This window comes from Alteromonas sp. ABH4_452, from assembly GCF_056311825.1.
In genome coordinates, this window is record NZ_CM149973.1 from 519,633 (window position 1) to 538,602 (window position 18,970).

At 46.0% G+C, this 18,970-nt stretch carries 15 protein-coding genes; 8 read left to right on the forward strand and 7 right to left on the reverse strand.

The annotated features are described in order from the left end of the window. Positions 1 to 6: 6 nt before the first annotated feature. Positions 7 to 954, reverse strand: a complete 948-nt coding sequence (locus ACYX4N_RS02280; protein ID WP_476055473.1) for an ion transporter — start codon at positions 952 to 954, stop codon at positions 7 to 9. 163 nt (positions 955 to 1,117) lie between these two features. On the opposite strand from ACYX4N_RS02280, the gene ACYX4N_RS02285 reads away from it, so the two are divergent. Next, positions 1,118 to 1,900, forward strand: a complete 783-nt coding sequence (locus tag ACYX4N_RS02285; RefSeq protein ID WP_476055474.1) for a sugar-binding protein — start codon at positions 1,118 to 1,120, stop codon at positions 1,898 to 1,900. Positions 1,901 to 1,936: 36 nt separating this feature from the next. Here the strand turns inward: ACYX4N_RS02285 and iolB are convergent, their stop codons facing one another. Continuing rightward, entirely contained in the window at positions 1,937 to 2,737 is an 801-nt protein-coding gene (gene iolB, locus ACYX4N_RS02290) for a 5-deoxy-glucuronate isomerase (protein ID WP_476055475.1), read from the reverse strand. A 13-nt stretch (positions 2,738 to 2,750) separates the two neighbouring features. Further along, the gene (locus tag ACYX4N_RS02295) at positions 2,751 to 3,566 is read right to left on the reverse strand and encodes a MurR/RpiR family transcriptional regulator (protein WP_474803648.1); all 816 of its coding nucleotides are present in this window, start codon (positions 3,564 to 3,566) and stop codon (positions 2,751 to 2,753) included. Positions 3,567 to 3,708: 142 nt separating this feature from the next. On the opposite strand from ACYX4N_RS02295, the gene ACYX4N_RS02300 reads away from it, so the two are divergent. The 3 genes from ACYX4N_RS02300 to ACYX4N_RS02310 are packed head-to-tail and all read left to right on the forward strand — an operon-like array spanning position 3,709 to position 9,007. Further along, on the forward strand, positions 3,709 to 5,631 hold the full coding sequence (locus ACYX4N_RS02300) for a bifunctional 5-dehydro-2-deoxygluconokinase/5-dehydro-2-deoxyphosphogluconate aldolase (protein WP_476055476.1): 1,923 nt from the start codon (positions 3,709 to 3,711) through the stop codon (positions 5,629 to 5,631). A gap of 1 nt (position 5,632) precedes the next feature. Further along, positions 5,633 to 7,474: a 3D-(3,5/4)-trihydroxycyclohexane-1,2-dione acylhydrolase (decyclizing) gene (gene iolD, locus ACYX4N_RS02305; protein WP_476055477.1), complete on the forward strand. Its 1,842-nt coding sequence runs from the start codon at positions 5,633 to 5,635 to the stop codon at positions 7,472 to 7,474. 30 nt (positions 7,475 to 7,504) lie between these two features. Next, complete coding sequence (locus ACYX4N_RS02310) at positions 7,505 to 9,007, forward strand: CoA-acylating methylmalonate-semialdehyde dehydrogenase (protein WP_474803656.1); 1,503 nt, start codon at positions 7,505 to 7,507, stop codon at positions 9,005 to 9,007. Between the two features lie 156 nt (positions 9,008 to 9,163). Here the strand turns inward: ACYX4N_RS02310 and ACYX4N_RS02315 are convergent, their stop codons facing one another. The 3 genes from ACYX4N_RS02315 to ACYX4N_RS02325 form a co-directional block, all read right to left on the reverse strand. Continuing rightward, complete coding sequence (locus ACYX4N_RS02315) at positions 9,164 to 9,802, reverse strand: HAD-IA family hydrolase (protein ID WP_476055478.1); 639 nt, start codon at positions 9,800 to 9,802, stop codon at positions 9,164 to 9,166. A gap of 2 nt (positions 9,803 to 9,804) precedes the next feature. Next, positions 9,805 to 12,147, reverse strand: coding sequence for a GH92 family glycosyl hydrolase (locus tag ACYX4N_RS02320; protein WP_476055479.1), 2,343 nt, complete (start codon positions 12,145 to 12,147; stop codon positions 9,805 to 9,807). Between the two features lie 80 nt (positions 12,148 to 12,227). Continuing rightward, positions 12,228 to 12,956: a FadR/GntR family transcriptional regulator gene (locus ACYX4N_RS02325; RefSeq protein WP_474803665.1), complete on the reverse strand. Its 729-nt coding sequence runs from the start codon at positions 12,954 to 12,956 to the stop codon at positions 12,228 to 12,230. A gap of 122 nt (positions 12,957 to 13,078) precedes the next feature. On the opposite strand from ACYX4N_RS02325, the gene manD reads away from it, so the two are divergent. From manD to ACYX4N_RS02345, 4 genes are all read left to right on the forward strand, one after another. After that, positions 13,079 to 14,287, forward strand: a complete 1,209-nt coding sequence (gene manD / locus ACYX4N_RS02330; protein WP_476055480.1) for a D-mannonate dehydratase ManD — start codon at positions 13,079 to 13,081, stop codon at positions 14,285 to 14,287. A 10-nt stretch (positions 14,288 to 14,297) separates the two neighbouring features. Continuing rightward, positions 14,298 to 15,227 (forward strand): sugar kinase, encoded by a 930-nt coding sequence (locus tag ACYX4N_RS02335; RefSeq protein WP_476055481.1) that lies wholly within the window; start codon positions 14,298 to 14,300, stop codon positions 15,225 to 15,227. A 79-nt stretch (positions 15,228 to 15,306) separates the two neighbouring features. After that, a complete protein-coding gene (locus ACYX4N_RS02340) occupies positions 15,307 to 16,494 on the forward strand; it encodes an AGE family epimerase/isomerase (protein ID WP_476055482.1) in 1,188 nt (395 codons plus the stop codon). Between the two features lie 13 nt (positions 16,495 to 16,507). Then, positions 16,508 to 17,743 carry a sugar MFS transporter gene (locus tag ACYX4N_RS02345; RefSeq protein ID WP_476055483.1) on the forward strand — a complete coding sequence of 412 codons (1,236 nt, stop codon included), beginning with the start codon at positions 16,508 to 16,510 and terminating at the stop codon, positions 17,741 to 17,743. A 103-nt stretch (positions 17,744 to 17,846) separates the two neighbouring features. On the opposite strand, the gene ACYX4N_RS02350 is transcribed toward ACYX4N_RS02345, so the two are convergent. After that, the gene (locus tag ACYX4N_RS02350; RefSeq protein ID WP_474803680.1) at positions 17,847 to 18,875 is read right to left on the reverse strand and encodes a LacI family DNA-binding transcriptional regulator; all 1,029 of its coding nucleotides are present in this window, start codon (positions 18,873 to 18,875) and stop codon (positions 17,847 to 17,849) included. Positions 18,876 to 18,970: the final 95 nt, after the last annotated feature.

Here is an 18,970-nt window from a genome sequence, read left to right on the forward strand (position 1 = left end):
ATGTAATCACCTTTTACGTCCTTCGTGATGATGCTGCAACAAACGGACAATTAATTTTGCTTCTTCTTCATCTAAATCAAGTAACGCTCGTACGTGTTCTAAATGATGGATGTCATGCTCACTCAACTTTCCATCGTCTAATGCACTTTGTACCGTATCTTTAAACCGATCACGTTTTAACTGCATTTGGGTGGTATAGCTTGACGATAAAATGCCCGCTGGTAAGGCGTAAAAGCATATGCCCATGATAGTGATAAGCCCACCAAATACTTTGCCTAATGCTGTAACGGGAACGGCATCGCCATAACCCACGGTCGTTAGCGTGACCAGAGCCCACCATAAAGACGCTGGAATACTGCTGAAAACGTTGGGCTGCGCAGTGTGTTCAATATAGTAAATGCACGTGGCGGCGATAACAGTGAAAAGCAGAAGTACGCTAATAGCGGCGATGAGGCTATGCGACTCGTTGCGCAATACGGTGATAAGGGTTTGCATTGAACGGGAATAGCGACCAATTTTCAAAATTCGAAGTACTCTGAAAACCCGTAATATACGTAAATCAAACGCCACGAAAACGCTTAAGTAAAAAGGTAGGATCGCCATTAAATCCACCAGTGCCATAGGACTTTTTATATAAGCCCAACGTTTTTGCCATGCCGTCGTTTTTTCTTGGGAAGTGCCGTTAGCTTTGAAAGTACGGGGAGGCGCCGATGCACTGCTGTAAACGCGAAGTATGTATTCAACAGTGAAAATAAGTACCGAAACGACCTCAATGATATGCAGCTCTCGCTGCCAAAGGGCGGGAATACCCGGTACGGTTTCTAGCATCATGGCCGCTACATTTACGATAATCAGCGCAATAAGCAATATATCAAACAACTTGCTACGTTTTTTGTATTCGTGAGCTTCGCTAGCGGGAGCAAGAATGTGATAGCACGCGTTTCGAAATGACATAGCTAAATTTATGATTTAAGAATTAACCTTGTTATATCAATAACGGCGATGAATTGGTAATCCTTCTGACAAAGAGAGGCGTTACTGTGCAGCTTTTCAAACGCAGTAGGGTTTAAAACATGTTAGTTTAAACGTCAGGAAGGCAAACTAAGAGCGTATTCAATTGAAAAGTACTAAACCCCTAGTATCAGCATTCACCTCTACATTACTTGTCGCCATGCTTGCCCCGGCAGCACAGGCGAAGCCGGACAGTGTTATGTTTACCGCGAATGCCCCCGTTATAGATGGCGTAGCAAATGATGCTGCATGGAAAGAAGGTGATTGGCACGACATGACCTCGCTGATGTGGGGCACCAAACCCGAGCCCAGTGACTTTTCTGGTAGATATAAACTACGATGGGATAAAAAGGCGCTGTACCTTTTAGCAGAAATAGAAGACGACCACCTCTCAGATACCTATGCCAACCCGCTTGAGCGATATTGGGATGATGATTGCCTAGAAATCTTTATTGATGCGGATGCCTCTGGTGGCGATCACTTTAATAACTACAACGCGTTCGCTTATCACTTAGCGCTAGACAACCAAGTTGTTGATATTGGTCCGAATGAAGCGGGTGAAGCCGTGCCGCAGCTGTATAACAATCACGTTGAAAACAAATGGCAGCGAGATATATCGGCGCCTCATAAGATTTATTGGGAAGCGGCTGTGCGTGTATTTGACGATAGTTATCAGCATGGAAAAGACAACTCACCATTAACCTTAAAAGAAGATATGGCGCTGGGCTTTATGTTGGCCTACTGTGACGCCGATGGCGGTGACAGAGAACACTTTTTAGGCTCTCATGACATTACTCCGGTAAACGGTGATAAAAACCTGGGGTTTAAGGATGCGTCTGTATTTGGGGAAATTGTGCTACAGCACAAAGGCGCTACAAACAAAAAGTAGCGCGCTTTATTGGTATGCGGGCTCTGCCACTGTTGCTTATTTTAGCATCCATTCATGATCAGGGTCGTTGTGGAATACCCACTCACGCTTAGGACCTGCCATTATGTTTAGATAATAAAGATCGTAACCGTGGGGAGCGCCAACGGGATGATAGCCCTTGGGAACCATTACAACACTGTTATGCTCAACGCTGATTGTCTCATCAATGCTTCTATCGTCGGTATACACTCGCTGAAAGGCAAAGCCTTGCTGAGGGTTTAGCTTATGATAATACGTTTCTTCCAGCGCGCTCTCGCAAGGCAGTGAGTCGGTATCGTGCTTGTGTGGGGGGTAGCTGGACCAGTGACCATTTGGGGTTATCACTTCGGTAATCAAAAGTTTTTCCGCCATAACATTGTTCATCATGATGTTGCGAATATGGCGGGTATTGGTGCCTGACCCTCTCACTGAAACTTCACAATCTTCTGGTTTTATTAGCCTTGAAGATAATTCACCCTTAGCTGGAGCACTGCAGAGTGCGACCTCAGCATCATTCAATGCGGTTACCGTAATGGTATCTTTAGGGGGAACGTAAACGGCAAAAGGGGCTTTATCTTCGAAAACGGATTCCCTATCCCCTATATTCAAAAATGTCTCATCACGGGTTTTGATGTCAACACGGCCGCTGACTACCACTGCGCATACTTCATTGCCGGCGGTATCAAAGTTTTGTGTGTCGCCTGCTTTTAGCAAAACGACGTCAAAGCCCACGTAGCGCCAATTCGCCGAGGCTGGCGTGATATGTTGAATACGTCCTTGAACATCTGGAGCGGAAGGTCGACTGTGTAAATGTGACATAAGTAAGTGGCCGTTAGTTAGATTGGTGAATAAGACCAAGCATAAGCGCTTGAATAATATTGGTGCTTACATTGAGCGAGCGAAATGAGTGTATTTCTGCTTCTTTCACTTTAATGTAAATGTCGGCGTGTTCAGCTAAAGGGCTAACGCTACTATCGGTCATAGCGATAACTGCGATTCCTTTACTTTTAGCATAATTTACCGCATCTAAGGTTTCTTGCGCGTAGGGTGCAAAACTAATAGCGAATAGCACGTCATCAGGACCCAGAAGGTTGAGCTGGGCAATATCCATATGACCGGCGCCATCGAGCAGGTGGGCCCGACGCCCTATGTTGTTAAGAAGATAGCTGAAATAGCTGGCTGTCGGAAATGACCTTCTCGCCCCTTGGATATGAATGATATTCGCCTTGTGAAGCGCAGAGATAGCGTCATTTAGCACCTGCTCATCTACTGAATTACATAAATTTTCGAGGGCGTGTGTGTTGGCAATAACAATTTGCTTCAACCAACTAAGTCCGCACTTCTTATCGTGAGTCGCAGGTTCCTCTTGTACCGACTTTATACGGCTCTCATAGTCTGGTGAGCTGACCATGAGCTTGTCTTTGAAGAGCTGCTGCATATCGCTAAACCCTTCAAACCCAAAGGCGTGAGCAAAACGAACCAAAGTGGAGGCATGCACGCCCGCGGCTTTTGCAATACTGGCTACGGTACCAAATGCAATCGCATTCGGGTTGTCCAAAACGTAGCGGGCAACTTCCTGCAATCGCTTACTGAGCGATGAATACTGGCTTTCAATATGTTGTTCGAGTTCGGTTTGTGTTTCAGTCATTGCTTCACATTCGCTTTTAGGTACGCCTGTTCTATGCCAAATAATAGAACAAATAAAATAAATATTCCAATAATTGATTAAATGGAAAATATGTTCTATTTTAATTTGGCGTTTATTTTGAACAGATGAGAAGAGAGCCACCGTGTCACAAACAATATCTAAAACGTTGGATGTCATATGTCTTGGTAGAGCATCCGTCGACTTATACGGACAACAAATTGGCAATAGGCTGCAGGATATATCCTCTTTTGCCAAATCATTAGGAGGTTCGTCTTGTAACATTTGCTTTGGAGCGGCGCGTTTGGGGTTGCGTGCCTCAATGCTTACCAGGGTCGGCGATGAGCAATTTGGAGAGTTTATTCGAGAAGAACTCGAAAGCGCCGGCGTAGACACGAGTCACGTAGTCACAGATCCAGAAAGACTGACGGCACTCGCTATTCTCTCAATCAAAACGAAAGAAGCGTTTCCACTGCTCTTTTACAGAACAGATTGTGCTGATATGGCTATAGATGAAAGCGATTTCGACGAAGCTTATATTGCCTCATCCAAAGCGTTACTGATTACAGGTACGCATTTTTCGACACCGCATGTGGATAGTGTGGCCCGAAAGGCGATTGAGTATGCTCGTCGTAATAACACCAAGGTTATTTTAGATATTGATTATCGTCCGGTGCTTTGGGGGCTTACGCGTCCCGGTGAAGGCGATAACCGATTTGTGTCTAATACTGATGTGACTAAGCACCTTCAGTCAATTATTCCATTATGTGACCTAATTGTTGGCACGGAAGAAGAGGTACATATTGCGGGCGGCTCAACCGACACCATAGACGCGTTAAAGACTGTACGCGCGAAAAGTGATGCTGAAATTGTCCTTAAACGAGGAGCTCAAGGATGCTCGATTTTCGATAGGGAGATCCCTAATCATATTGACGATGCGTTTTTTGCTGGAGGTGTTAGAGTCGATGTGCTCAATGTTTTGGGTGCCGGTGATGCATTTATGGCTGGCTTTCTTCGTGGCTGGATTAAAGAAGAGGGGTATGAAAAGGCCTGTTCATACGCCAATGCATCTGGCGCGTTAGTTGTATCCCGTCATGGTTGTGCACCTGCCATTCCTACGCCAGAAGAGCTTGACTACTATATCGCTAATCAGCATGACATTGAACGGCCAGATTTAGATCCTGAGCTTAACTACCTGCATCGCGTTACCACACGTAAGCCCGCGACGTGGGATGAACTATGTATTTTAGCGTTCGACCACCGCCAGCAATTTGTAGATATGGCAAATGATGTGGGGGCAGACGCCACCCTTATTCCCACACTAAAACAACATATTCTTGCCTCGCTAAACGGCGTGGCAAATAGCGGCACTGTGCTCAACCAGGTGGGTGTGCTCATTGACGACACGTTTGGTCAAGACGCACTTAACGATGTTACAGGCCAGCGCTGGTGGATAGGTAGACCGGTGGAAGTGCCTACGTCTCGTCCCATTGAGTTAGAGGGAGGGCGATCTATAGGCTCAAGGTTGGTGTCGTGGCCTAAAGAACATATTGTAAAATGCTTAATTTTTATGCATCCCGATGATGAGCAAACAATGTGGGACGCGCAAAGTCGACAAATTAAAGAGCTTTATGATGCGGTCTGTGTAAGTGGCCATGAGTTGCTTTTAGAGATTATTCCTCCGAAAAACATGCCTTGCGACGACGACACAGTCGTGCGGTGTATGGAAAATGTGTACGACTTAGGTGTGCGTCCTGATTGGTGGAAGCTGCCGACGCCAACCCGTGGCGCATGGCAAGCTATCTCTTCACTGATCGAGACCCGGGCTCCGCACTGTAGAGGTGTGATTTTACTGGGCTTGGACGCACCAATTGAACAACTTGCCAAAGGTTTTGAAGACAGTGCTCATTTCCCCCTATGTCGAGGCTTTGCCGTGGGACGTTCTATCTTTGCTAAAGCAAGTCGAGCGTGGTTAGCAGGGGAGATTGATGACGACAGTCTAAAAGCTGAAATAGCGAGCAATTACTTAACTTTGGTTAAAGCCTGGAATAAGCGTAAGGATACTTAACATGCAGTATGTTCGATTAACCGCCGCGCAGGCGCTGGTAAAGTTTTTTAGCCAGCAATACATCGTTCACAACAACGAAGAGGTGCCGATTTTTGGCGGCGCGTTTGCGATTTTTGGTCATGGTAACGTAGCCGGCTTAGGCGAGGCTCTTTACCACGCGCAAGACAGCATACCTACGTTTCGTGCTCACAACGAGCAGGGCATGGCCCATACTGCAATTGCGTATGCTAAAGCAAATTTCCGCAAGCGCATGATGATGTGTACGTCTTCAATTGGGCCTGGAGCCACGAATATGGTAACCGCAGCTGCGCTTGCCCATGCCAATCGCCTTCCTGTGTTATTAGTTCCCGGCGACACGTTTGCAAACCGAAAGCCAGACCCTGTACTTCAACAAATAGAACACTTTACTGATCCTGGAGTGACGGCGAATGATTGCTTCAAACCAGTAAGCCGGTATTTCGACCGCATTCATCGCCCTGAACAACTGATCCATTCAATGCCCGTAGCAATGCAGACACTCTTGGACCCGGTGAACTCTGGCCCTGTTACTCTCGCTTTTCCGCAAGATGTACAGACCGAAGCATTCGACTATCCAGAAAGTCTGTTTGTAAAGAAAGTGCATAGTTTACGGCGAGTAAGCGCGCATCAGAATGAATTAGCACATGCACTTAGCGCACTTCAATGCGCTGAAAAGCCTCTCATCATCGCCGGTGGCGGAGTGCTTTACTCTGAGGCCACAGAAGTGCTGTCTGACTTTGCGCATGCCCATCAAATCCCGGTCGCAGAAACCCAGGCTGGAAAAGGGGCGTTGCCGTGGGAGCATCCATGTGCAGTAGGCGGTATCGGTGTAACGGGGTCAGCTGCTGCAAATCAGCTAGCCCAAGAGGCTGATGTGGTGCTGGCAATAGGGACCCGTTTACAGGATTTCACGACGGAGTCGCGAACATTGTTGGAGAGTCACCAAAAAATGTTAATTCAGCTGAACGTAGGTGTGTTCGACGCTGAAAAGCACAACGCTCAACCGTTAGTTGGCGACGCGCGAACCGTGATAATGCAACTATCTGAGGGTCTTACGCCCGTTCCACTGTTTAAAGACTGGCTCAATCGAGCAAAAGTGTTAAACGCCCAATGGCAAAGCATGTATGACAACGTCACAGCAGATACGGGCACAGAACTGCCCTCTGATGCACAAGTGCTAGGTGCTATCAAACGGCAATGTAACACAAGCGATGTCATTGTTTGTGCTGCCGGCGGTCTACCTGGAGAGCTTCACAAGCTATGGCGAGCTGAGGGACCGGGCTCGTACCATGTGGAATATGGCTTTTCTTGCATGGGCTATGAGATAGCGGGTGGCTTGGGCGTAAAAATGGCCACGCCAAAGCGCGAGGTGTTTGTGGTGGTAGGTGATGGTTCTTACATGATGATGAACTCTGAACTGGCGACGTCAATCATGCTTGAACAAAAAATCACCGTCATTCTGCTCGACAACCGAGGTTTCGGCTGCATTAACCGCCTTCAACAAGGTACCGGGAACGCACCTTTCAACAACCTTTTAGAAAACTGTGCGGGTAATCCCGACGCAATGCACATCGACTTTGCTGCACACGCCAGTGCAATGGGGGCGCACGGCATTAGTGTGTCCAGTGTTGGCGAGCTAGAGTCTGCGCTAGAAAAAGCGCGCAGTAATACAAAAAGTACCCTGATTTCACTTAATACCGACCCGCATATAAGTACTGATAATGGCAGCTGGTGGGACGTTGCTATACCTGAGATCTCACAGTGTGAGTCGGTAAATCAAGCACATAAAGAATACAAAGGTGCTCAGTCTAAGCAACCTTATTAATTTTGAAGACTTACGTCTTAGAGGGACATCATGCAAACACTTGGTAATTTTATAAACGGTAATAACGTAGAAAGCCAGAGCGGACGAGTGGGGGCAGTTTACGACCCCGCCACGGGAGAGCAGACTAAGCAAGTATGCCTTTCCAGTGCACAAGAGACAACACAAGCGATTACTGCCGCACATGATGCGCTGGCAGAATGGAGTGCGGTAACGCCGTTGAACCGTTCTCGCGTGATGTTTAAGTTCAAAGCGCTGCTGGAAGAAAATAAAGATGAACTGGCGCTGCTTATCACGTCAGAGCATGGAAAAGTTTTTTCGGATGCGCAGGGAGAGCTAACCCGAGGCATAGAGGTGGTGGAATTCGCGTGTGGTATTCCACATTTGCTCAAGGGCGAGCAGTCAATGAACGTTGGCCGTGGTGTGGACAGTTTCTCATTAATGCAGCCGGTGGGTGTCTGCGCGGGAATTGCGCCCTTCAATTTCCCCGCGATGGTACCACTTTGGATGTTCCCAGTAGCGCTAGCGTGCGGTAATACGTTTGTGATGAAGCCTTCCGAAAAAGATCCTAGCGTACCGTTAAAGCTGGCCGAGCTTTTAAAAGAGGCGGGCTTGCCAGACGGTGTATTCAATGTTGTAAATGGCGATAAAGAATCAGTTGACGTGTTGCTCAGCGATCCTAGAGTGCAAGCGGTTAGCTTTGTAGGTTCTACGCCTATCGCTGAATATGTATACAAGACGGGGAGTGAGAACGGAAAACGCGTGCAGGCACTCGGTGGTGCTAAAAATCATATGGTAGTGATGCCAGATGCTGACCTTGATTTAGTCAGTGGTTCTTTAATGGGCGCTGCTTATGGCTCTGCGGGTGAACGCTGCATGGCGATTTCTGTGGCCGTATGTGTGGGCGACGAAGCAGCGGATGCACTGATAGAAAAGCTAGAAACGGAAATAGCGAATATGCGCGTTGGTGCAGGGCATGGCGAAGGTGAGGAACCACATATGGGGCCTCTAATCAGCCGTCAGCATGCTGATAAGGTGCTGTCTTATATTGAGACAGGAATCAAGGAGGGGGCGCGTTTGGTCAGCGATGGGCGCGACTTTACCGTAACTGGAAACGAGCAAGGCTATTTTGTGGGCCCCACCCTATTTGATAATGTGACGCCAGGCATGCGTGTGTATCAGGAGGAAATATTTGGTCCTGTACTTAGTATAGTGCGCGTAAATACCTTCGAAGAAGCGCTTAAACTTGTTAATGAACACGAATACGGAAACGGTACCTCGATATTTACGGGAAATGGTGAGGCTGCCCATATGTATACGCATCAGGTGCAAGTGGGTATGGTTGGCGTGAATGTACCCATTCCTGTGCCTATGGCGTTTCACAGTTTTGGCGGATGGAAACGCTCAATATTTGGTCCTCTAAATATGCACGGCCCAGATGGCGTTCGGTTCTACACTAAGATGAAAACGGTGACTGCTCGCTGGCCTAAGGGCCAACAAAATATCAATCATTACACTATGCCAACAATGAAATAGCGCTAGCGTTAAAGACCCTAATACGAAATTTTAAAAAATAAAGGCATTCACTATGGTGAATGCCTTTTGTTTTTATATTTTTTTATCGACTGAGTGGGAATGTTGCAAAAAAATAATCTGGCACGTTACCATCAATTGGAAAAAGTAAGTTACCGCTTACTTAAGCGAGGCAATAAGACCCGGTAGCGCTCTCATATCGCTGAACGAAGACACATTGGGTAAAGAAACGGGTTCGTTGAATGTGTTGTAGAAGAAGGTTTTCATTTTTGCTGCACTACCCGCCTTTATACCCGCCATGCTGTCTTCTATCACTACACATTCAGACGGCGTTACCCCTAGCCTTTTCGCTACGCTTAAATAAATATCTGGGCTTGGCTTGTACGCGCCGATGTCGTATGCGCTGTAAATATGTGGGCCAAAATAGTGGTGCAAGTGACAAAGCCCTAATGCATGGTCTATTTTTTCTTTAGGGCCATTCGATACCACCGCTTTTTCGTAGTCTAGCTGTTCAAGAGCATCAACAACCCCATCGATAGGTTTAAGGTTCGCTTCGAATAAATTGGCGACGCGAGCCCGGTAGTCTTTTAAAAAGTGTGCAGGAATAGTGATGTCATGCGATGTGGCAATATCGTTGAGTACCTCCAACATCTTGCCGCCTCGATATCGCTTCATCAACTGATGCGCATCAAGCTTGAGCCCCATAGTGGCAAACTGCTGAGCTAAGCCAAGGTTGCACAGGTATTCGCTATCTACCAGTGTGCCGTCACTATCAAAAAGCAAACACTTTATGGTCATGCTTATCGCCAAGACGGGTTAGGCGTAGACGACATTTGCAGAACGAGTTCTCCACCATTTGTGATTTCACTGTGTAGCAAATAGGCGCGGTTTAAAGGTTCGCCATTGAGCGTAGCAGACTCCACAAAAACATTATCTGGTCCATTATCTAGGGTTTTGATCGTAAACTGTTTACCCGTGAAGTAGTCATTGTCTAAAGAAAGTGTGATTTCATCGAAAATAGGTGAGCCAATATAATAAACAGGGTCCTGTTCTACGCCCCCGGTTAGCTGAAACAAGCCTATTTTCATGAGTACCGCCAGCGCGCCCATTAAACCCTGATCTTCATCACCGTTGTAACCACGTTCAGGAGATAAATGGGAGTAAACAGCGTCAACCACCCGTCTTGACCATTTTTGTGTTTTCCAGGGTGCGCCTGCTGCGCTAAAAATAAATGCGGTTTGCATGCTTGGTTGATTACCATAATTGATCGGAGCCCGACGTAACGACTCAATGGTTTCATCTGCATGAGCAGTGCCTGACGTGAAGCCTTGTTTTTCGGCAACAAGAAAGTCGCGGTCTAGACGCTCAATTAATACCGCTTCCCCGCCCATCAATTCGGCTAACCCTTTAATATCGTGAGGAACAAACCAGGTGCCTTGAGCGGGGTTCGATTCGACAAAGCCATTTTCGTATTGATAGGGGTCGAATGGTGTTTGCCACGTACCGTCTACATTTCTAGGGCGCATAAAACCCGATTCAGGATCAAAAACATTGCGGTAGTTTTGACTGCGTTTTAAAAAATAGCGATAGTCCTTCTCTTTTCCTAGCGCGTTGGCAAACTGAGCAAGGGTAAAATCTTGATACGCATTTTCTAAGGTTTGGCCCGGCCCCCTTCTATGATTGCCATAACTGCTTTCCTCCGGCGGAAGAGGAAATGGAATGTAGCCTTTTTCGAGATAATGTCGCATACCACCACCCATTTTGGTGTAGTGCTCATAACCCGCTTTTGCCATAATGCCTTTATCACTATGATTGTACGTTAATCCGCTGTAAGCCGTGTCAACATCGAAGTCTCGTATGCCTTTCATATAGTTAGAAACGATAAACGGCGTTGATGAAGCGCCTGTCATGACATAGGTGTAATTTCCACCTGATGGGCCTCGTGGAATCATCGAGCCATCTTTATAGTAGGTAAGCAGACTGTTGGTGAAATCCGAGGCAACGCTTGGGTATACCAGCGGCCACAGCGTTGCAATGGTCCATTGTGCTCCCCAAAAAGAATCAGAGTTGTGATGGTTAAATAGCGGGACCCCCTTTTCATTGAGGGGAAGCTGTTTAATAACAGGATCTATGCCAGTTTGATCAACATATTGACCGTTGGCGTCAGAGATGATGCGTCTACCTTGTAGTGCATGCCAAAGATCGGTGTAAAATCGGCGCTGTTGTTGTTCAGTTCCGCCTTTAACGGTGATTTTTTTAAGCCATGTGTTCCACTCTGTGAGTGCGGCATCTTTTGTTTTATCAAAGTGCCAGGTAGATAACTCTGCATCAATATTGGCTTTCGCATTCTCCACAGACACGTAGGAAATCCCCACTTTCATCAAAAGCGGTTTTGCGTCATGACTAAGTTCAATGAGTAGCCCTGCATTAAGTCCGTTAATGCCGCTAACGGCCGGGAATACATGTTCCCCTCTGTAGCTGTCTAGTCGAGCTATGTCTTTATCGAATTCGGCATAGTAGTAAACTTTTGTAGGGCGAGTTCTGCGGTACGTCGGCAAGTTTGTTATGTAGCCAGCTACCGCATTAGACGCGACTTGGTTTGCTTCTGCGTGACCTAATTCTGATGGACCTAATTTGCCGCCTAAGTTAAATAATACTTGTTGTGGGGTATTAGGCGCATAATGGTAACGATGAAAACCAACCCGGGTTGTAGCGGTAAGCTCAACATCAATTTTGTAACGATCTAATGAAAATTTATGGTAGCCCGGCTTTACAATTTCACTGTCATGAGAAAACGGAGAGTAATAGTCATTTTTAATCTCGGCCACAGGGCGAGTAGACGAGAGAGGCATAACGGATAGCCCGGATAGCTGCCACGCATGCACGTGGCTTATGCCTTTAATGTCGTTAGAATGGTAACGATAACCACTTCCCCATGCTCCGCCTATCTCGGTATCGGGGTTGAGGTTGACCATACCAAAAGGAAGTGATGCTGAGTCAAAAAAGAACCAGCGGCTGTTAGCTGAATCGAGATAAGGGTAAACAAGGTCAACGGGTTGCTTACTGGACGCATAACTTAACGAAAGCGGCGTCAAAACACACGACATTGCTAGAAAACACGTCAACCAAAGATTCTTTTTCATCCTCAACTACCCCAAACTAAATCGTTATTTACGCCTTTATAACAAGATGCTATACCAATTTCAAATTGGTTTGTCCAATTTTAGTCGGAGATGAATAAAATATACGCTTCGGAAACGTCGGCGAGATGTGACTGCATGGCTTTCTTTGCCGCATCGCTGTCGTAGCGAGAGAGGCTTTCAAGAATTTGCTTGTGCGCTTCGATATTAGGGTTGGAGCCTTTCTGGCGAATCTTGTCGTTAAATACACGGCTTATTTCCGACGATTCACGCAAAGACCATAACCATTCAACGGTGGTAATAATGGCGCTGTTTCGTGTTGCCTGTGCAATAGTGCGGTGGAACTTTCCGTCAAACTCCTCTGCCTCCTTTATCTTTCCAAGGGCGACCATGTCTTCCATTTGCTTAAGATAAGCTTTCAGTTTGAGTAGTTCCTCATTACTAATCCTTTGTGCTGCCAGTGCTGCTGCTTCACCTTCAAATAAAGTTCGAGCCTCCATGATCTCGAGGGGGCCTGGTGCATCTTCCATGACCAAACTCGTCTTTAAATTCTCTCGCTTTAATACGTAAACGCCTGAACCTGGGCGAATTTCTACTAAACCGGATACCTCAAGGGCAATCAATGCTTCCCGTACTGTTTGGCGACTGACTTCGTATTCTTGTGCAAGTTCTCTCTCAGGGGAAAGGCGATCTCCAGGGCTCAAATTGTCACTGATGATGAGCTGTGCAAGTGAGTCTGCAACTTGAAGATACAGGCGTTGACCGGTGCTCGAAGAACCAGAGTGTAGATTTTTTGGACTTACATGTTGCATATTGGATGGGCCAAATGTTAACTTAATGAAAAAGGTTTGGCCAATTTAAGGCTTTGTGGTGGTAAATTCAAGGTTACATCTGTGTTTTTACTCGACAGAGCATCGTTTATATAGGAATGAATATGAAGATTACCGACGCTAAAGTCATCGTCACCAGTCCCGGTAGAAATTTTGTTACGCTGAAAATTGTTACCGAAGACGGGACCTACGGTATTGGCGACGCTACACTAAATGGTCGAGAGCTTGCGGTGGCAAGTTATTTAGAAGATCACCTTGTTCCATGCCTTATTGGAAAAGACGCGAGACGCATTGAAGACATATGGCAGTTCTTTTACAGAGGTGCATACTGGCGTCGTGGTCCAGTAGGGATGACGGCGATTGCCGCTGTTGATGTGGCGTTATGGGATATAAAAGCAAAAGCTGCCAATATGCCTCTGTATCAGTTATTAGGTGGCAGAAGTCGTGATGGCGTTATGGTTTACGGTCACGCAAACGGCAAAACGATAGAAGATACGGTTGCCGAAGTCGGTAAGTACATCGATATGGGATATAAAGCCATTCGCGCTCAAACGGGGGTGCCCGGACTAGACAGTACATACGGCGTTTCAAAAGACAAAATGTACTATGAACCCGCAGATGCTGAACTGCCTACAGAAAACGTATGGTCCACGTCAAAATATTTAAATAGCGTACCTGAGCTTTTCAAAACGCTTCGTGAAACTTATGGCTACGACTACCATTTACTGCATGATGCCCACCACAGATGCACACCAATAGAAGCTGCGCAACTTGGTAAATCTCTAGAGCCTTACAAACTATTTTGGTTAGAAGATGCGGTTCCAGCAGAACTGCAAGAAGGTTTCAGACTGTTCCGTAAGCATACAACTACACCTATCGCAGTAGGAGAGGTGTTTGCTTCTATTCACGACTGCCAACAGCTGATTAGTGAACAGCTTATCGATTATATCCGCACGACCATTGTGCATGGCGGAGGGATCACGCATTTACGCAGAATTGCGCATTTAGCGGAGCTCTATCATGTCAGAACGGGCTTCCACGGTGCAACTGATCTAAGCCCTATCACAATGGGCGCTGCACTTCACTTCGACACTTGGGTACCAAACTTTGGCATCCAGGAATATATGCGTCATACACCTGAGACCGACGAAGTATTTCCTCACGATTATCGTTTTGAAAATGGCTATTTGATAGCCGGTGAAACGCCTGGGCATGGTGTGGATATTGATGAGGAAAAAGCAGCGAAATACCCTTATAAACGCGCTTACTTGCCCGTAAACCGATTAGAAGATGGCTCAATGTATAACTGGTGAGGAGCAGAGCATGATTGGCGTATTTGGAGAGGTAATGATAGAGCTACAGCCCTATGGAGAGGAAATGTTCAAGCGTGGCGTAGCGGGAGATACATTTAATACGGCCGTAATGTTATCAAGGTTAGGTACAAACGTGCGTTATTTTTCTGCACTTGGCGATGACGGATTTAGTGAAAGTATTCGTGTCGCATGCCGTCATCATGGCCTGCCTCTGTATTCAATGATAAGTATTCCCGGCGAATCACCAGGAATGTATGCCATCGAGAACGACAATCATGGTGAGCGAACTTTCACCTACTGGCGCAGTAATTCTGCGGCAAAGCAATGCTTTACCAGTATTTCACTCTTCACGTCACTGGTGGAGAAAGCGGAAAACTGTACAGCCTTTTATTGGTCAGGGATAACCCTGTCTTTGATGAGCGAAGAAGTGTTGCACTGTTGGTTAGCTTTTCTTGCACGACAGCGCGCTAAAGGCAAATTAGTGTTCTTTGATACGAACTACAGAGCGAACCTTTGGCGGCGTCGAGATGATGTAGTGAATGCCTATCAGCAAGCCATCGCAAAAGCAGATTACTTCCTTCCCAGCGACGAAGACTTAAAAACAATTTTCAAGTTTTCAAACACCGCGATGTTAGAGCAATTCTGCGCTGCGTTGCCTTGCATCACATTAATGTCTGCCAAGCGTAAAGCGTGCTATTGGGTGAAGGGGGAATTGAATACACTTCCTTTGGATTTCAGTGACACCATGGTAGACGCTACGGGAGCGGGAGACGCCTTCAGCGGCGGATTTATCTCGGGTATTTCTCAGAACATGAGTATAGATCAAGCCATTAAAAAGGCACATGCTTGTGCGAGTAAAGTGGTTCAATTTAAAGGTGCCATTCTGCCAGAAAGTCAGTGGGGTAAATTATCAATACCGTCGGCGGCGAACGATGCCTAGTTCGTCGGCACACACTTAATGCAAAAACACCAGAATAATGCCAATCCCTACAACGACAAATTAAATAGGACATTGCACTATGCCCATTCCTTCACTTGAAAATCCCTACAGCAAAGCGTTTTTAGAGCAACATTGCAAAGACATTTATCGGTTTTATGACCCACGTGTTGTTGATCAAGAAGGCGGGTATTTTCAGAATTATTTAGACAATGGTGAGGTGTTTAATCCTCAGTTCAAACAACTAGTGAGTAGTGCGCGAATTATCGTTAACTATGCCCGTGGCTACAGCTTACTTGGCGAAAAGCAATATGCAGAATTGGCTATTCACGGCCTTACCTTCCTTGAAAACGTGCATTGGCGAGAAGACAAGCAAGGCTATGCATGGACCCTTCAAGGAAATGACCCCCTTGATATGACCCAACAAAACTACGGTTATGCGTTCGTTTTATTGGCCTATGCCGCAATTCACAAGGCAAAAATCAAAGATGCGAAAGAAGACATAAAGCGAGTGTTCGATTTAATGGAAACTCGGTTCTGGCAACCTGATTTTGAACTGTATGCTGATGAAATTAGCGCGGATGGAGTACTGTCGCCTTATCGAGGTCAAAACGCCAATATGCATGCATGTGAGGCGATGATTTCTGCGTTTGAAGCAACCGGTGACAGCGTTTATTTTTCTAAAGCAAAGTGCATAGCCGAAAATATAACCTCACGACAGGCTAATCAAACGGGCGGTCTCGTATGGGAGCATTACACGCCAACATTTCAAACCGATTGGGATTACAACCGTGATGACCCCAAAAATTTATATCGACCTTGGGGGTTCCAGCCTGGCCATCAAACCGAGTGGGCGAAATTGTTAGTGTCGCTATATCGAATTGAACCTAATACTGCGTGGTTAACGCGTGCACAGTTTCTCTTTGACTCTGCTTATAAGGTGGCTTGGGACAACGAATACGGCGGACTGATCTACGGTTTCGATGACGAAGGAAACTGGTGTGACGACGACAAGTATTTTTGGGTTCAGGCTGAAAGTTTCGCCGCGGCTGCTCTGCTTTATCAAGAAACGAAGGAAGCGAAGTATTTAGACGCTTATAAAAAGTTATGGGCTTACAGTTGGGAACACTTTGTCGACCATCAATACGGTGCGTGGTTTAGGTTGCTGGGTCGCGACAATGCCAAAGTATCTGATGAGAAGAGTAGTGCGGGTGCAAAGTGTGACTACCACACGCTTGGTGCCTGTTTTGATGTATTAGTGAAACTGTAAAAAAGGATAATTTATGAACCCTACACCTGAAGTGGTGGCGCTCAACACTGAGCATCAGCCTAATACAATGAAGTTTGCCTTTTTTGCCATGACTGCCCTGTTTTTTATTTGGGGGTTCATTACGGCCTTAAACGATATTTTGCTGCCTTATTTAAAAGACGCTTTTGCACTAAGCTTTTTACAAGCGGCGCTTGTTCAGTTCTGCTTTTTTGGAGCTTATTTTGTTGTTTCGCCCATAGCTGGTCGACTTATTGACAAAACGGGGTATCAAAGAGGCATTATTTACGGCTTGGGTATTATTGCCGTTGGATGTTGTCTTTTTTTTCCCGCAGCATCCTTATCTAGGTATGGTATTTTCCTTTTCGCCCTGTTCGTTCTAGCCGCAGGTATCACTGTTTTACAAGTATCAGCTAATCCTTACGTCGCTGCATTAGGGCCTGAAAAAACCGCCGCTAGCCGTCTGAATTTTGCGCAAGCAATTAATTCACTGGGCCACACCGCAGCCCCCGCATTTGGTGCGATCCTTATTTTGGCGTCAGCCTCAAATGATAATTCAGCAGAAGCAGTGCAGCAGCCCTATTTAATAATTGCGGGGGTGTTGGTTGTTGTCGCTTTCATTTTTTCCAAATTGCGCCTGCCAATACTGCATGAACGCAGTGTTGATAGCGAAACGACAAAGCGATTTTCTATGCATGCCTTTCCCCACCTAAAATATGGTGTACTCGCCATATTTTTGTACGTTGGAGCAGAAGTTGCTGTAGGTAGCTATTTGGTCAACTTTTTCCTACAGCTTGGCATTGAGGGAATGAACAACGTAAGTGCAGGCGCCATGGTGTCTTATTACTGGGGAGCTGCAATGGTAGGCCGCTTTTTTGGGGCTTTTATTATGCGATTTGTTGCACCCTCAATCATTCTTGCTTTAAACGCGTTACTTGCAGTAGCAATGATATCTGTGTCGGTGTCTAGTAGTGGCGATATGGCAATGTGGACAATTCTCTCTGTAGGCCTTTTTAATTCTATTATGTTTCCCACTATTTTTGCGCTGGCCATTTGTGGGCTAGGAGAACATACCGGTAAAGCGTCTGGCTACTTATGCCAAGGTATAGTGGGAGGAGCAATACTGCCGCTTATTCAAGGTGTTGCCGCTGATGCCCTTTCGTTACAGTTGAGCTTTTTGGTACCAGCACTGTGCTACGTGTATATCGCATGGTATGCGCTCGTGGGGTCACAGAAAGTAAGTCAGTTGTAGCCTAGAGGTGTTACGTAGAGAGAGCGAAAGCGAAAAGATAGGCCTGAATACTAAGTGCTTGTCAGTGCGCAGCGCGCCTATCTTTTCTTATAATCATATTCTTTTAGCCAACATAAGTTTTGGTTGACTGGCGAATGACAAGCTCACAGTCAAAAAGATGGTTAACAAAAGCTTCTTCGCTTTGTTCTATAGTTTTTTTCTGTAATCGTCGAATAAGCGTAGAGGCTGCCGTATAACCAATGGAGTTCAACGGTTGACGCATGGTTGTGATATTTGGCCAAACCTTTGTGGTTATCGATATGTCATCAATCCCCGCTATGGAAAGCTCTTCAGGCACTTTGATTCCCCGACTTTGTGCTTCACACAATGCGCCAACGGCCATTTCATCATTGCTCGCAAAAATGACCGTTGGTCTAGGTGTTTTATTTAGCAACGTCATCGCCGCATCAACACCCGATTGATGGGTATAATACCCTTGGGCAATTAACGATTCATCGACAGGAATGCCTGCTTTTGCATGCGCTTCTCTGAATCCTTGTTCAGTTCGTTTACTCGATGCTTGATCGGGATGACCTAAGATAAAACCAATATGTCGGTGCTTAAGCTTAATAAGATACTCAGTCATATCAAACGCGGCTTTAGTCGTATTAGAGCCAACGAAATCACCGCGCTTTGTATCTTTGGTTCCTATGCGAACATAACTGACGCCTTTGCGGTCAAGCATATCAAGAAGCTCGATTTTATCGCTAAGTGGAGGTACGAGAATAAGACCATCAGCCAGCGTGTTTTCAATGAAAGTTTGTATTTCTTCTACTAATGATGGCGAACGGTATTGGCAATCATAAAGGAATAGCCCCATGTGTTCTTCGGTACACGCTTGAAGGATACCCTTCTGTAAATTCATGAGATAACCAGGACTTGGGTTATCAGCGAGAAGTGCGATAAACAATGACCGGTTTTTAGCAAGAGCCATTCCAAGAGGATTGCGCTTAAAACCAAGCTCATCAATTGCAGATTGGACTTTTTCTTTTGTCTGCGGTCTCACGTTAGCTTCATTATTAATAACACGTGAAACCGTCTTCTTAGAGACACCAGCTTTTCGTGCTACATCCATAATGGTGACTGAAGCCATAAAATTCCATAACCCTTTCTAAACTTTGACGAGATAATATAAATCATCACCATAGTGCAACCAACAGTATTTGTAATACAAGCCGAAATCGGCTA